The organism is Brenneria roseae subsp. roseae, from assembly GCF_003115845.1.
GTDB lineage: Bacteria > Pseudomonadota > Gammaproteobacteria > Enterobacterales > Enterobacteriaceae > Brenneria > Brenneria roseae.
Genome location: NZ_KZ819033.1, coordinates 102,743 through 117,303, shown reverse-complemented (window position 1 = coordinate 117,303; position 14,561 = coordinate 102,743). Strand labels below are relative to the sequence as shown.

The 14,561-nt window shown below is 53.0% G+C and carries 12 protein-coding genes and 1 pseudogene; 4 read left to right on the top strand and 9 right to left on the bottom strand.

Annotated elements, in window-relative coordinates:
• Positions 1 to 20: 20 nt before the first annotated feature.
• Positions 21 to 296, bottom strand: a pseudogene (locus tag DDT52_RS21235) (fructoselysine 6-kinase); the annotation flags it as partial.
• Positions 278 to 1,483: a BaiN/RdsA family NAD(P)/FAD-dependent oxidoreductase gene (locus tag DDT52_RS15960; RefSeq protein WP_136157232.1), complete on the bottom strand. Its 1,206-nt coding sequence runs from the start codon at positions 1,481 to 1,483 to the stop codon at positions 278 to 280. The gene DDT52_RS15960 and the pseudogene DDT52_RS21235, both read right to left, overlap by 19 nt.
• Positions 1,484 to 1,753: 270 nt before the next feature.
• On the opposite strand from DDT52_RS15960, the gene pitA reads away from it, so the two are divergent.
• Positions 1,754 to 3,259 (top strand): inorganic phosphate transporter PitA, encoded by a 1,506-nt coding sequence (gene pitA / locus DDT52_RS15955; RefSeq protein ID WP_136157231.1) that lies wholly within the window; start codon positions 1,754 to 1,756, stop codon positions 3,257 to 3,259.
• A gap of 111 nt (positions 3,260 to 3,370) precedes the next feature.
• Here pitA and uspB read toward each other — a convergent pair whose 3' ends face one another.
• Positions 3,371 to 3,706 carry a universal stress protein UspB gene (uspB, locus tag DDT52_RS15950; protein WP_109055194.1) on the bottom strand — a complete coding sequence of 112 codons (336 nt, stop codon included), beginning with the start codon at positions 3,704 to 3,706 and terminating at the stop codon, positions 3,371 to 3,373.
• 534 nt (positions 3,707 to 4,240) lie between these two features.
• Between uspB and uspA the strand changes: the two genes are divergently transcribed.
• Positions 4,241 to 4,681: a universal stress protein UspA gene (gene uspA / locus DDT52_RS15945; protein ID WP_109055195.1), complete on the top strand. Its 441-nt coding sequence runs from the start codon at positions 4,241 to 4,243 to the stop codon at positions 4,679 to 4,681.
• 107 nt (positions 4,682 to 4,788) lie between these two features.
• Here uspA and rsmJ read toward each other — a convergent pair whose 3' ends face one another.
• Complete coding sequence (gene rsmJ / locus DDT52_RS15940; protein WP_425591559.1) at positions 4,789 to 5,529, bottom strand: 16S rRNA (guanine(1516)-N(2))-methyltransferase RsmJ; 741 nt, start codon at positions 5,527 to 5,529, stop codon at positions 4,789 to 4,791.
• Between the two features lie 11 nt (positions 5,530 to 5,540).
• Positions 5,541 to 7,583: an oligopeptidase A gene (gene prlC / locus DDT52_RS15935; RefSeq protein WP_136157229.1), complete on the bottom strand. Its 2,043-nt coding sequence runs from the start codon at positions 7,581 to 7,583 to the stop codon at positions 5,541 to 5,543.
• Positions 7,584 to 7,981: 398 nt separating this feature from the next.
• Here prlC and DDT52_RS15930 point away from each other — a divergent pair, with 398 nt between their 5' ends.
• Both DDT52_RS15930 and gorA read left to right on the top strand, forming a co-directional pair.
• The gene (locus tag DDT52_RS15930) at positions 7,982 to 8,824 is read left to right on the top strand and encodes a 23S rRNA (adenine(2030)-N(6))-methyltransferase RlmJ (protein WP_136157228.1); all 843 of its coding nucleotides are present in this window, start codon (positions 7,982 to 7,984) and stop codon (positions 8,822 to 8,824) included.
• Between the two features lie 131 nt (positions 8,825 to 8,955).
• Complete coding sequence (gene gorA / locus DDT52_RS15925) at positions 8,956 to 10,308, top strand: glutathione-disulfide reductase (RefSeq protein WP_136157227.1); 1,353 nt, start codon at positions 8,956 to 8,958, stop codon at positions 10,306 to 10,308.
• A 111-nt stretch (positions 10,309 to 10,419) separates the two neighbouring features.
• Here gorA and DDT52_RS15920 read toward each other — a convergent pair whose 3' ends face one another.
• From DDT52_RS15920 to DDT52_RS15905, 4 genes are all read right to left on the bottom strand, one after another.
• A complete protein-coding gene (locus DDT52_RS15920; RefSeq protein WP_136157226.1) occupies positions 10,420 to 11,736 on the bottom strand; it encodes a type II toxin-antitoxin system HipA family toxin in 1,317 nt (438 codons plus the stop codon).
• Complete coding sequence (locus DDT52_RS15915; protein ID WP_136157225.1) at positions 11,730 to 12,065, bottom strand: helix-turn-helix transcriptional regulator; 336 nt, start codon at positions 12,063 to 12,065, stop codon at positions 11,730 to 11,732. Before DDT52_RS15915 ends, DDT52_RS15920 begins: the two co-directional genes overlap by 7 nt.
• A gap of 313 nt (positions 12,066 to 12,378) precedes the next feature.
• Positions 12,379 to 13,515, bottom strand: a complete 1,137-nt coding sequence (locus DDT52_RS15910; RefSeq protein ID WP_136157224.1) for an alkylhydroperoxidase domain protein — start codon at positions 13,513 to 13,515, stop codon at positions 12,379 to 12,381.
• Complete coding sequence (locus DDT52_RS15905; protein ID WP_136157223.1) at positions 13,512 to 14,543, bottom strand: putative FMN-dependent luciferase-like monooxygenase; 1,032 nt, start codon at positions 14,541 to 14,543, stop codon at positions 13,512 to 13,514. Before DDT52_RS15905 ends, DDT52_RS15910 begins: the two co-directional genes overlap by 4 nt.
• Positions 14,544 to 14,561: the final 18 nt, after the last annotated feature.

The window sequence follows — 14,561 nt, the reverse complement described above, 5'->3', positions numbered from 1 at the left end:
TATTTAAAGGGACAGCGATATCAGCCTGAATAAGGTTTACCGAAACCAAATCTCCGTAATGATATAAAACGTTGCTTGCCGATTTTCCGCCTGCCGCCACGGCGCGAATAATGACCTTTTCATCCGGTTCGGTATGGTCAGACAATAATAACGCCGGTTAAAAAAGCATTTCCTGTTCCCCGCGTATCGACAGGTTCAATATAATCGGGCTGCCATTCAGTTATTTCCTTACCCGCGAAGTAATAAACTTTCTTATGATTATGGCAATGTGCAAACTTTATTTTTGCCTCACAACCGGCAGGGCCTGCGCGCAAGCCCAGGCTGAACTCCATGCCCATTGAAAGTTGTAGCCGCCGAGCCAGCCGGTGACGTCAACGACTTCACCAATGAAGTAAAGGCCCGCTACTTTGTTGGTTTCCATGGTTTTGGAAGAGAGCTCGCGGGTATCTACGCCGCCCAGCGTAACCTCTGCCGTCCGGTAGCCTTCCGTTCCGTTGGGCTGTATCCGCCACTGCTGGATGTTTGTTTCAGTTTGCTGTTGTTGGGCGTGAGTTAACTGCTTCAGAGTGACATCCGGCAGTTGCCCCAGCGTTTGCAGACACTCCACCAGGCGTTTGGGAAGCCACTGCGCCAACGTGTTTTTCAGGCTTTGGTTGGGGTGGGACAATCGTTCATCGTTAATCAGCGCAGATAAATCCTGACTGGGCAACAAATTAACGGTGACGAACTCACCGGGCTGCCAATAGCTGGATAATTGCAGCACCGCCGGGCCGGAGAGGCCGCGATGCGTAAACAGAATATTTTCCCGGAAGGTAACCCCGTTTTCTGCGGTGATCAGCGCGGGGACGGAGACGCCCGATAACGTCTGCAAGCGTTCCAGCAAGGGTTTATGCAGCGTAAACGGTACTAAGGCGGCCCGCGTTGGCAAAACATTCAACCCAAATTGTTGAGCTAACTGATAGCCAAAGGGGGTTGCGCCCAGCCCCGGCATGGACAGGCCACCGCTGGCAATCACCAGCGAGGTACAGTGCAGTGTGGCGCCGCTGACCAATTGCAGGATAAAAGTTTCCTCTGATTTTTCCACCGAGGTTACTTCACTGCGCAGCCGTATCGTCACGTTGGCTTTTTCGCATTCTGTCACCAGCATATCGACGATCTGCTGGGCGGAATCATCACAAAAGAGCTGGCCGAGCGTTTTTTCGTGATAGGCGATTTGATAGCGGTTCACCAGGCTGATGAAATCCCACTGGGTATATCGCGCCAGCGCTGATTTGCAGAAATGGGGATTTTGCGACAGATAGGCCGCAGGCTCGACGTACATGTTGGTAAAGTTGCAGCGTCCCCCACCGGACATCAATATCTTGCGGCCGGCCTTTTTACCATTATCGAGTAACAGGACGCGCAGTCCACGCTGCCCCGCCTGCGCCGCGCAGAACAACCCCGCAGCGCCGGCGCCAATAATGACAACGTCAAACTGTTCCACAATGCTTTCTCCGGTTAAGGCTCGAGTATTCCTGACGGGCGGCGAACTATCAGGACGGCAAATTGTAGTGTTCGTTGTTGCCGGATGCCAGCGTAACAATTTGCGCGCTTCGGTAAAAATATGTAACGAATTGATTTTTATTGAGTAAATTATTTTGACGTTATATCGCACTCTATACTATGTCAAAAAAAGTTCATATTTCCCTTTTCCCAACCCCCGCTTGTCGCAGATAATGCGCCGCGTTCATGACCACTAACTGGCCTAACGCTTATGCTACATTTATTTGCCGGACTGGATTACTACACCGGCCTGATGTTGATCCTGGCTTTGTTGTTTGTATTATTTTATGAAGCTATCAATGGCTTCCACGATACAGCAAATGCTGTTGCTACCGTTATCTACACCCGAGCCATGCGTGCGCAGTTCGCCGTTGTTATGGCTGGCCTGTTTAACTTTTTGGGCGTATTGCTGGGCGGGCTAAGCGTTGCTTACGCGATTGTCCACCTGCTGCCTACCGATTTATTACTGAATGTCAGTTCCGCTCATGGCCTGGCGATGGTTTTTTCCATGCTGCTGGCGGCGATCATCTGGAATCTCGGAACCTGGTATTTCGGTATCCCGGCTTCAAGTTCACATACGTTGATCGGTTCCATTATCGGCATTGGTTTGACTAACGCGCTGTTGACGGACACGTCAGTGGTGGACGCGCTCAATATACCCAAGATGATCAGTATTTTCCTGTCGTTGATTTTGTCGCCCATTGTAGGGATGATTGTCGCCGGGATGATGGTTTTCCTCTTGCGCCGTTTCTGGAACAACAGTAAAAAACGTCAACGTGTTCACCTGACGCCTGTCGATCGCGAGAAACAGGATGGTAAGCGCAAGCCGCCTTTCTGGACGCGTACCGCACTGATTTTATCCGCCATCGGGGTCAGCTTTTCCCACGGTGCGAATGATGGTCAGAAGGGCATCGGTCTGATTATGCTGGTTCTGATCGGCGTGGCGCCGGCCGGGTTCATCGTCAATATGAACGCGTCCGGCTACGACATCAGTCGAACCCGCGATGCGGTTGTCAATTTGCAGGAATACTACCAGCAGCACGGTGAAGCGCTGATGCATGTCATCGATCTCTCGCCACCGTTGATTCCTGCGCCGGAAAAAACGATTCCCGCAAACGGACAGGCCGAATTCCACTGCGATAGTTCACGCGTCATGCTTGCCATTGATCATGCCGCAGGACAGTTGAATAACCTGAAAGGCTACGATCAGTTAACTGCGGACGATCGTGGCAAAGTACGCCGTTTGCTGATGTGTATCGCCGATACCATGGATCGGATTATCAAGCTGCCGGAAACGCCGTCAGAAGATAAACGTTACCTGAGCAACCTGCGTAAAGACCTGTTGCAGACTATCGAGTACGCGCCGATTTGGATCATCATCGCGGTAGCGCTGGCTCTTTCTCTGGGTACGATGGTGGGTTGGAAACGTGTTGCCACCACGATCGGCGAGAAGATTGGCAAGAAAGGCATGACCTATGCGCAGGGGGTTTCCGCACAGGTTACCGCGGCGCTGTCGATTGGTGTGGCGAGCTACACCGGGATGCCGGTTTCGACTACCCACGTCTTGTCATCGGCGGTTGCCGGGACAATGATTGTCGACGGCGGCGGCGTTCAGAGTAAAACGGTGAAAAATATTATGTTGGCCTGGGTGCTGACGCTGCCGGTCTCGTTGATACTGTCTGGCACACTGTATTGGCTGACGTTAAAGCTGATCTAGCGCTCCCGGTATTTCGAAATCTATTGGGTATAGCGTATAAAAAAGGCGATTCGGTAAGGGATCGCCTTTTTGCTATCTGTAACGATTCATTATTTCATTACCAAATGGGTTTCAGTACCAAATCAGCATCGCGATTAAACTGATAACGACCAATCCACACAGCGCGGTTGTCAGCAGGAACTGCCCTCGCACCCTTTCACAGCGGCGCATAAATTCGGGATCGTGGTGTTCGAGATAACGCTGTGCGTAGATATAGCGTACCAGTCTGATTTGTTTGCTTGGCTGACCATGTGATGTGAAAAAACCACCCCCATCAACGTATTGGTAAAGCAGCGGATCGCAATCCCGCAGAACCAGCAGTAATACGCGTAATGAGGAATAATATCGCGCCATATTGATGATACAGACAACACATAAAGCCCAGAAAAGCGCAAATGTACTGATCATGCTCCCCTCCCGGTAGATGTTATTCGTCAGGTGTCATCGTGCACGACATCTTGCCGACAATATCCCTGCGAATACTTATGCCACACGTTTTCACGCGATTTTATTGTGTTCCCGGGTAGCCAATGGTTTTGACGGCTAACCCGATTGTCATTTTCACCTGTCGAGGATGACGAAATGAAATTGTCCCCTCTTTTTTATTGTAGAAGAGGAACGCCTTTTTTTTCCATACCTGAAGGGGACAATCACGCTGTCCGGTTATTTTGTCTGGCGTAATATCCTTTTGGAAAGAAGAACCTGTGTGATTTAATGATGAAAAGGAGCGATTTCTACTATACTTATAAAGAATATTGCGAAGATTGCCAGGTGTTGTGATTTGCCGCGCTTTATTTGATTTTTGTTAAAATACGGCGTTGTGATCTGCTGAACATATCGGTGAGACAGCCGGGTGTTATCATATAACCAGCTGTTAAGTATCAGATTGGCAGGGAAAATATCTGCTGACCATTAATTAGTCTTTACGGAAGGAGTCTTATTATGGCTTACAAACATATCCTTATTGCTGTTGATCTTTCTCCGGAAAGTAAAGTGTTAGTGGAAAAAGCGGTTTCAATGGCAAGGCCGTATAACGCAAAGGTTTCTTTAATCCATGTCGATGTGAACTACTCAGATCTCTACACCGGGCTGATTGATGTCAATCTGGGTGATATGCAGCAACGAATCTCCGAAGAAACCCAGAATGCATTGACCGATCTGTCTCAGAATGCGGGGTATCCTATTACCGAAACGCTCAGTGGTAGCGGCGATCTGGGGCAGGTACTGGTCGATGCGATCAGAAAATACGATGTGGATTTGGTGCTTTGCGGTCACCACCAGGATTTCTGGAGCAAACTGATGTCGTCCGCGCGTCAGCTAATTAACACGGTGCATATTGATATGCTGATTGTTCCGCTACGCGAAGATGAAGAGGACGAATAAAAATTCGCATGATTTAATCGTCTTTTGTAGAAAAAGTTACGCACGCCGTGCTGATGTAAGGTGTCGTGTAACGACGGCAGAACCCTCGCGAAAACGAGGGTTTTATTCTATTGCGTAATCTGCGGCAGGTAGAAATCGAAACGATGACTTTTGGTTTCGAGCATCGACTGTGCTGGAACGCCCGCCAGCGGCGGGGCGTAATCCGGCCGTTTTACCACAACTCGTTTCTTTGCCAGCCGCCGCGCCGGCGCCAGTAAGGCATCGGCGTCATCATCAGCCCCCACCAGCGATTGAAATACCCGCATCTCTTTTTTCACCAGCGCATGCTTTTGCCGATGAGGAAACATCGGGTCGAGATAGACGACGTCGGGCGGTGGTGTGATATCGCGTAGCGCTGTCAGGCTGGAAGCGTGCAGTAACGTAAGCCGCTCCCGCAGCCACGAACCGATTTCCGCATCCTGATAGCCCCGTTGCAGCCCATCATCCAGCAGCGCCGCCACAACGGGATTGCGTTCTAACATCCGAACGCGGCAGCCCAGCGATGCCAGCACAAAGGCGTCTCTTCCCAATCCTGCCGTGGCGTCAACCACATCGGGCAGGTAATCCTTTTTGATGCCCACGGCTTTGGCGACGGCCTCGCCGCGCCCGCCGCCGAAACGCCGGCGGTGCGCCATCGGTCCGGCAACAAAATCGACGTAGATGGCGCCGAGTTTGGGTTCATCCCGCTTGCGCAGCTCCAGCCGTTCCGGCGTCAGCACCAGCGCCATCGTGGCGGCGGGATCGGAAACCAATCCCCAGCGGTCGGCCAGCAGGGATAAGGCGCCGTAATCGGCGCCGTCCTCTGCCATCAGGCAAATATTCACCCTTTAATGCCGTAATGGTGCAACATGGCATCCAGTTTAGGTTCCCGGCCGCGGAAGCGTTTGAACAATTCCATCGGCTCTTCAGAACCCCCGCGGGACAGGATGTTGTCCAGGAAAGACTGGCCGGTTTCGCGATTGAAAATACCTTCTCCTTCGAAACGGGAATAGGCATCGGCCGCCAGCACGTCGGCCCACAGGTAGCTGTAATAGCCTGCGGCGTAACCGCCCGCGAAGATATGACTGAAGGCGTGCGGGAAACGGCCCCAGCTCGGACTTGGCACCACGGCAACCTGCGCTTTGATTTCAGCCAGCGTTGGCAGAATCTGCGCGCCTTTGGCGGGATCAAATTCGGCATGCAGACGGAAATCGAACAGGCCGAATTCCAGCTGGCGCAGAATGAACAGCGCCGCCTGATAGTTTTTCGCCGCCAGCATTTTATCCAGCAGTTCCTGCGGCAGCGGTTCGCCGGTTTCGTAATGACCGGAGATAAAGGCCAGCGCTTCCGGCTCCCAGCACCAGTTTTCCATAAACTGGCTTGGCAGTTCGACGGCATCCCACGGTACACCGCTGATGCCCGCCACGCCGGCAGTATCGATCTGAGTCAGCATATGGTGCAGCCCGTGACCGAATTCATGGAACAGTGTGGTGACTTCATTGTGCGTGAACAACGCCGGTTTGCCGTTGACCGGACGGTTAAAGTTACAGGTCAGGTAGGCGACCGGTTTTTGCAGTTCGCCGTCGCCTTTACGCAGGCGGCCTACGCAATCATCCATCCAGGCGCCGCCGCGTTTGTGTTCGCGGGCGTAAAGGTCGAGATAGAAGCTGCCGCGCAGTTCGCCGCTTTCATCAAACAGGTCGAAGAAACGCACATCCGGATGCCAGACATCCACGTCTTTGCGCTCTTTTGCCGTAATGCCGTAAATACGTTTCACGACTTCAAACAGGCCGGCTACCGCCCGTTGCTCCGGGAAGTACGGGCGGAGTTGTTCGTCACTGATGGAGTACAGATGTTGTTTTTGCTGTTCGCTGTAGTAGGTGATATCCCACGCTTGTAATTCGTCTACACCGTAGTTCGCTTTGGCGAACGCGCGTAGCTGCGCCAGTTCTTCCTCAGCCTGAGGACGGGCGCGTTTTGCCAGATCGGTCAGAAAGTCGATAACCTGCTGCGGGCTTTCCGCCATTTTCGTGGCCAGGGATTTGTGTGCGTAGCTGTCAAAACCAAGCAGTTGCGCCAGTTCATGGCGCAGCGCCAACTCCTCCGCCATGACGCCGCTGTTATCCCACTTCCCGGCATGCGGACCCTGATCGGAAGCGCGGGTGGCGTAAGCGCGATACATTTCTTCACGCAGCGCCTGATTGGAACAATAGGTCATGACCGGCAGGTAGCTGGGGATATCCAGCGTCAGCAGCCAACCATCCTGCTCTTTGGATTCAGCCTGCGCTTTGGCGGCCGCCAGCGCGCTTTCCGGCATCCCGTCAAGCTCGGCGACATCCGTCACCAGCTTGCTCCAGCCCATGGTGGCATCCAGCACGTTATTGCTGTACTGCGATCCCAGTTCTGACAGACGGGCGGCGATTTCACCATAGCGCTTCTGTTTTTCTGGCGGCAGACCGATACCGGACAACTCAAAATCGCGCAGGGCGTTATCGACGGATTTCTTTTGGGCAACGCTCAGGGCCGCATAATGTTCGCCGTCTTTCAGGCTGCGATAAGCCTGATAAAGCCCGGCATGCTGACCCACCCAGGTGCTGTATTCGGACAACAGCGGCAGACACTGCTCGTAAGCGGTACGCAATTCCGCGCTATTTTTTACCGAGTTCAGATGGCTGATCGGTGAAAAAATGCGGCTAAGGCGATCGCCGCTGTCGGCCAGCGGCTGACAAAGATTTTCCCAGGTGAACGCTTCTGACTGAGCCACAACGCGTTCTACCGTTTGACGGCATTCCTCCAGCGCAGTTTTTATTGCCGGGACAATATCTTCGATTTTAATGCTGGAAAACGGGGGCAGGGTGAATGGGGTCAGTAATGGATTCGTCATGGCGCAGTCCTGATCATTGTGGGTGGTCTCGTTGCCGTTATTGACTAACAAGGCGAATGTAACTTGCGGATTAATCACTAAGATGAGGTCAAGTAAGGTGAAAATCAATGGTTGAAGGGGCATTCAAAAGTGAGAAGCGGATTTTTTGTGACGGATTCTCAATGACCGTCACCTAATGCGTATTGTTAACGCCGCGCCAAAAATTTCTCCCGGAAATTTTTTATCATCGCCGGTTCAGCGTCAGACAGTTTATACTGTGGGCATACCGTTCTTTATTTCCTGCCCGGTGGCGTTTCAACAACGCGGCGCATACGCAGCAGGGACAGCATATAGGTAAAGTCGGCGTAATTAGCTGATTTACCTTGTTAATATCAAGTCATCGGAAAGCAATAACCATTATGCTAAGTTACCGCCATAGTTTTCACGCCGGCAATCATGCCGACGTGCTGAAACACACCGTTCAGAGCCTGATCATCTCCGCCCTGAAAGAGAAAGAGAAACCTTTTCTGTATCTGGATACCCACGCGGGCGCCGGGCGCTATCAACTCAGCGGGGAGCACGCCGAACGGACCGGGGAATATCTGGAGGGGATTGCCAAAATCTGGCAGCGCGATGATATTCCGGCTGAGCTCGAACCCTATATGCAGGCGGTGCGTACCTATAATCATAACGGACTGCTGCGTTATTACCCCGGCTCCCCGCTGATTGCCCGCCAGCTGCTGCGCGAGCAGGATAAAATTCATCTGACGGAGCTGCACCCCAGCGACTTCCCGTTGTTACGCAATGAATTCCAGAAAGACGCCCGTTCCAAAGTACGACGCGAGGATGGCTACCAGCAGTTGAAATCGCAGCTGCCGCCGCTCTCACGCCGTGGTTTTGTGCTGATTGATCCGCCTTATGAACTGAAAACCGACTATCAGGCGGTGGTGAAAGGCATTCAGGACGGGCACAAACGTTTTGCCACCGGCGTATTTGCGCTGTGGTATCCGGTGGTGCTGCGTCAGCAAATCAAGCGGTTGCTGAAAGAGCTGGAAGCAACCGGGATCCGTAATATTCTGCAAATTGAACTGGCCGTGCTGCCGGATAGCGATCGGCACGGTATGACCGCTTCCGGGATGATTGTGATTAACCCGCCGTGGAAACTGGCTGCGCAAATGAAAAGCGTGCTGCCCTGGCTGCACAGCGTGCTGGTGCCCGCGGGAACGGGCCATACGCTGGTAGAGCAGATTGTCCCGGAGTAGGTTGAGGCATCCCGTACAGGTTGGCGTGGTTTGGTTTTTCCTATTATAGCCATAGGCATAAACTTTGTGGGGCGCAGGGCTCCGGCGTTACACTCTAGGCAAATTTTACTCACTTAAGCATGGATACTCTGATGACCAAACACTATGACTACCTTGCTATTGGCGGCGGTAGTGGCGGTATCGCTTCGATTAACCGTGCGGCGATGTATGGGCAAAAATGTGCGTTGATCGAAGCAAAACAGCTGGGCGGCACCTGCGTCAATGTCGGCTGTGTGCCGAAAAAAGTGATGTGGCATGCGGCGCAGATCGCCGAAGCGATCCATCAGTACGGGCCTGATTACGGGTTTGATGCCACGGTTAATCAGTTCAACTGGGGAACGTTGGTGAAAAACCGTAGCGCGTATATTGATCGTATTCACCAGTCTTACGACAACGTGTTGGGTAAAAACAAGGTCGATGTCATTCAGGGTTTTGCCCGTTTTGTCGACGCCCATACCGTGGAAGTGAACGGTGAGAAAATCACGGCCGACCGTATTTTGATCGCGACCGGCGGTCGTCCGACGCATCCGGATATTCCGGGCGTGGAGTATGGCATCGATTCCGACGGCTTCTTTGCGCTGGATGCGTTACCGAAGCGTACTGCCGTGGTTGGCGCCGGCTACATTGCCGTCGAAATTGCCGGGGTGCTGAATGCGCTGGGGTCAGAAACGCATCTGTTCGTGCGTAAACACGCGCCGCTGCGCAGCTTTGATCCGCTGATTGTCGATACATTGGTGGAAGTGATGAACAGCGAAGGACCGGCGCTGCATACCGAATCCATTCCCGAGGTGGTAGTAAAAAATGCCGATGGCAGCCTGACGCTACGGCTGGAAAACGGGCAGTCACACACGGTTGACTGCCTGATTTGGGCGATTGGCCGTGAACCGGCAACGGATAACCTGAACCTTGGCGTGACCGGGGTTGCGCTGAACGACAAAGGCTATATCAAGGTCGATAAATTCCAGAACACCAACGTACCGGGTATTTATGCGGTGGGTGATAATACTGGCGCGGTTGAGTTAACGCCGGTTGCTGTCGCGGCGGGGCGTCGTTTGTCCGAACGGCTGTTCAACAACAAACCGGACGAGCATCTGGATTACAACAACATTCCGACCGTGGTGTTCAGCCATCCGCCGATTGGTACTGTCGGACTGACCGAACCCCAGGCGCGCGAACAGTATGGCGACGAGCAGGTGAAAGTGTATAAATCGGCTTTTACGGCCATGTATACCGCTGTCACCCGGCATCGCCAACCGTGCCGCATGAAGCTGGTCTGTGTCGGCAAGGACGAGAAGATCGTGGGTATCCACGGTATTGGCTTCGGCATGGATGAAATGCTGCAAGGCTTTGCGGTGGCGGTAAAAATGGGCGCGACCAAAAAAGACTTCGACAATACCGTCGCCATTCATCCGACGGCATCGGAAGAGTTTGTGACGATGCGTTGATGCTTGTCGCTTATAAGGGGTTTCTTGATCGGGAATCGGTGGAGAAACCTCTTGATAACGGCTTTAAGACTCACTCACCGCCGCTTCATCCGTCGCTTGCTTCGTTTCAGGCTATAGCGACAATCTGAGGTTTGATTCAATTTCCGCTATCAACGTCTCTGGTACATGCTGTTCCGTCGCCAGTTTTCGCCATTGCGCGACATGGCTGATGGTTTCATCAATCATGCGGTTGATCTTGTCATGGGTAAAGAGCGGGCTGAGTCTTTCAAGCGAATAGAAGTCATCGCGGGAAAAGTTATCGCGTTTGCCATTGAGACTCATCCAATGACGGTTGACCCATTTGCTTTCGGGTTTGTAGCTGTAAGCGATATCGTAGGCGGGCGCCAGAGCCCAGACGTTCTCATTCAAAAGAAACGCAAAGTTTTTAGCATGGTCATCATGATTTCTGGCGACGATATTAAATACCATGCGCTTAAACAATTGTTCTGCGGCGGCGGCAGGAAGGCGGAGTTGTCTGGCTACTCCAAACAATTCTGCGTAGGAAAAAGAGCCCGGTTGCTTATAACTCACATGCGCTATCCCATTCAGGGTTTGCATATGAATTTTCTGATTGCCTGCCCGATCAAATCGCTGGGTGATGAAATGGCGGCGATCGCCTTCATTGAGTAGTTTACAGGGCATCATTTCTATACCACAGGATTTAGCCATCAGGTGGTAAACGTATTCCATGGCGCCATAGCCGAGCGGGTCGCCGAATGTTTCCTTATTTTTATTGTGTTCGCTTACGCCATCAAATTTCATGAGGTAATGGGTAAACCCAGGGGGAACCTTGGCCTGACCAGAACGAACCTGAGTAAAATCATCATTAAATGCCAGAACGGCTTTGGCGCGCGCGCCGCCTGCGCTCATGCCCACGGATAACAGCGCCATCATGGCTTCGCGATCTTCCTGGCCCGCTTTATTTAACTCAACTGAAAAGTTTGCCCGGCTATCCAGAATTTCCTGAGCAATATTGACTAACGATGCAATTTCTACCTGTTGTGAAGCATTCAGGCTTTTCAGCCTGGTGGCCGGCGTGTATTCAAGCGCGCCCATCCCTCTCTTACCGGCGTACTGCAATCTTTGCAGGGGCGTAATGTCGCCTGGCTGTTTACCTTTGCTTGCCACCCATGCGTTTAGTACGGCATTGCCGAAATCATCCGGCAGGGAATCCGCAATTAATCCTGGTAACCCTTTGAAGGTTGCGAAATCAAGCTCGGGGAACGCGTATATTCGTTTTTCCAGCGGCATCTTAAGCGGTGAGAGTTCGATGCCTTGCCTGATAAATGACGAGCTATATTCGAATGCGCCTATCCCGGTATCCGTATTAAAACTGACGGCGCCCACTTCACTGTTTTTGTAATTGACGTTGATAACTTCCATTACCATTCCAGTACGTCCTCATTACTTTTGTTATCTTTGGTTTTTCTCTGACCGGATGCCCTCTGCCGCTGCTTACCTTGCAGTCTGGCAAGCTGGATGGGAGAAATATCCTGCGGAGGCAGAAAGTTATCTAACCGTTCTGTCAGGTTGAGCGCGGCCATGATAGCGATCAACGCTTCCAGTTGGACTTTACCCTTTTCAGCGTTGAGTACCGCTTTTCTTGATAATCCGGCGAGATCCGCGACCTCTGACTGGGTTAAGTTACTGTTGAGGCGGGCCTGTTTTAACCGCTCTCCAAGCTCTTCTGCAATGGCCGCCGGTGATTTATTAGTCATGCTCATAATGTTCCTTTTGGGGGACACAAACTGCAAAACTGTGGCTTTAGATGACAATAATAGCACATTATGATTTTTGGTTTTTAAGTGGTTTATAAGATTCCTATTATGGAACATTAAACCCAAAAAAGAGTTTTAAAGTTCCAGATAGGGAATATTATCATGTTATGAGTTTATTTTTTACGTCGTGGAGCGGTGATTAAACGGATGGAAGAACGGCTGGCGTGGTTTTGCTGGCTTCGCCGTTTGTCTGGCGATGTTCCGGCGATACTATTTTCCCGTTTGCCTCGGCGGCAAACGGGCAGAGACAAGATTAGCGCTCCGGCCAGAAAGGTTCGCCCAGCGTTAGCATCAGTCGATTGGCCCAGGAGAAGAAGGCGGCTGATTGCACCAGATCAACAAGTTCCAGCGTATCCAACCCTTGTTCCCGTAAACGGGACAGATCGTTGCTATTGACCTGTGCGGGCGTAACGGAAAGACGGGCGGCAAAATCAATGATGGCCTGCCAGCGCGGGCTTTGGCCGATGCTCAAATCCCCGCCGGGTGCGACGTCCAGTAATCGTTGCACGTCATCATCCTGTTTGGAGAGCTGGCTGGCCTTACGGGCGTGCACCGATGCGCAATAGATGCAGCCGTTAACCTTGCTGGTGATGGCGGCGACCAATTCTCGTTCCTTACGCGGCAATCCGCCCGAAGTGTAAAAGATCCCTTTATCCGTCAGCGTGCGCTGTTCCAGCACCGGAAAATTACGCCCCAGCAGGCGGAAATAGTCAGAGTCGGTATGGCCGAAACGCGCCAGAATCGCTTGTTCATCGTTGCTGAACGCGGCCAGCGACTTAGGCTGAATCCACGGTTCCCAGTCCAGTTCTGCCTGGGTGAACGCCTGCGGCGCCCGTTTTCCGCTTTGGGTATTGGCATGGGTATGCCAGCGACCCGCCACCGCCGCCTGAGAGTGCGGCTGACTGACCCGATGCCCCGCAATCAGGCGATAGCCGCGCAGCAATCGACTTTGAAAACTGATAAAGGCCACCAGCTGTGAAAGGGTGACGATGTCATCCACCGACCAGCCCGCTTGTTGCAACGCCTGTAGGTGGCCGGCATCGGCACTGACGGGGTTTTGAGTCAGCCGTTCCGCATGCGCCAGCGCCAGCTGTAACGCCGGCGTCAGTTCCGGCGCCGGGAAATCGGCGAGCCTGTCGGCATAAAAGCGTTGCAATACGTCATCCTGATGCCAGCCGCCGATCTTTTCTGCCAGCCATAAACGCAGCGATAGCGGGAGCGACGTTTCCTCTCGTGATGGCGCAGAAAACAGGGCTTCATAACTTCCCTGCGTGTGGCGTGTCGCCGCTTCACGGGTTTTTCTGGCGTTCGCCAGTTCTGAATCAGCGGGGATTTCAGCCAGTACGTTCAATACGTCATGGGAATGGATGTGGTGGGATGAGGTTGTCATACAATCTCCTGTAGCGGATTTTTCTGTTTGACGGCGGGCTTCCAGCCCAAAGCGGGAGCCACCTGGGTGGCGATTAATTCAAGCGATCGAAGAATCAGCGTATGTGGCGGATCGATAGAATGTACCTGGAATGCCAGATCGGTAACGCGAGCCAGCGAGCTGTCCGCCTGTAGCGACGCGATGACATCCTGCGCCGTACCAACATGGCTATCGAATGACGCGATCAGCGATTCAACCGAGTCGCTGCGTATGGGGCGGAAGGCGCCCAGACGAGCGGCGGAACGCTGAAGACCTTTCTCCGCCAAATCCAGCGCCAGTTGGCGATCGTCTGCAACAAATACGCTGCGGGAGCCGAGAATACGCGGCGTGACCCCTGCGGGCAGGGCGTCCAGATAGACATCGATCATCTGATTCTGTAGATCGGCCAGTGTGGCGTCGGGGAAATTTTCCGGCCTGGGCTGGGTGCGCGACAACATCAGGCCATCGCCCGCTTTACCCGCCCGTTCAGCGCCTTCTATGGAAAAAGTGGCCTGCCAGACGCGTTTATTTAGCTGTGGCGCCGCGGGATAAAGTTGATTCCCGTCTTCGCTCAGCGCATCGCCTTGCCAGGCGGCGCGTAACTGGGCCAGATGACGCCCCAGGATGTGTCCTCGCTGTGCGCTGTCATGTCCGAATGCGGCAAAGGACGATGGCGTGCCGCCGGAACCAACGCCGACTTCCAGTCTGCCGTTGCTGAGCAGGTCGAGTACGGCGGTGTCTTCCGCTACCCGCAGAGGCTGCTCCATGGGAAGCGTGATAACCCCCGTGCCCAGCCGGATATGCTGAGTGCGGGCCGCCACCTGTGCCAGAAAAACCAGCGGCGACGGCAAGCCGCCTTCATCCGCATGAAAGTGATGCTGGGCAACCCAGGCGCTGTCGAATCCCAGTTGTTCCGCTCTGATAATTTGCTCGGTGGCTAACCGATAGCGCTGCCGGGCGGAGACATCATCCAGCAAGCGGGTGAAAAACCCGAGACGTTTACTTGTCATTCTGAAAATCCTTCTTTT

What these genes read in the sequence shown, in the direction of transcription:
- DDT52_RS15910 (WP_136157224.1), bottom strand. Translation starts at nt 13,515, where the DNA reads ATGACAACCTCATCCCACCACATCCATTCCCATGACGTATTGAACGTA.
- prlC (WP_136157229.1), bottom strand. Translation starts at nt 7,583, where the DNA reads ATGACGAATCCATTACTGACCCCATTCACCCTGCCCCCGTTTTCCAGC.
- DDT52_RS15920 (WP_136157226.1), bottom strand. Translation starts at nt 11,736, where the DNA reads ATGGTAATGGAAGTTATCAACGTCAATTACAAAAACAGTGAAGTGGGC.
- uspA (WP_109055195.1), top strand. Translation starts at nt 4,241, where the DNA reads ATGGCTTACAAACATATCCTTATTGCTGTTGATCTTTCTCCGGAAAGT.
- DDT52_RS15915 (WP_136157225.1), bottom strand. Translation starts at nt 12,065, where the DNA reads ATGACTAATAAATCACCGGCGGCCATTGCAGAAGAGCTTGGAGAGCGG.
- DDT52_RS15930 (WP_136157228.1), top strand. Translation starts at nt 7,982, where the DNA reads ATGCTAAGTTACCGCCATAGTTTTCACGCCGGCAATCATGCCGACGTG.
- rsmJ (WP_425591559.1), bottom strand. Translation starts at nt 5,529, where the DNA reads ATGGCAGAGGACGGCGCCGATTACGGCGCCTTATCCCTGCTGGCCGAC.
- DDT52_RS15905 (WP_136157223.1), bottom strand. Translation starts at nt 14,543, where the DNA reads ATGACAAGTAAACGTCTCGGGTTTTTCACCCGCTTGCTGGATGATGTC.
- gorA (WP_136157227.1), top strand. Translation starts at nt 8,956, where the DNA reads ATGACCAAACACTATGACTACCTTGCTATTGGCGGCGGTAGTGGCGGT.
- uspB (WP_109055194.1), bottom strand. Translation starts at nt 3,706, where the DNA reads ATGATCAGTACATTTGCGCTTTTCTGGGCTTTATGTGTTGTCTGTATC.
- pitA (WP_136157231.1), top strand. Translation starts at nt 1,754, where the DNA reads ATGCTACATTTATTTGCCGGACTGGATTACTACACCGGCCTGATGTTG.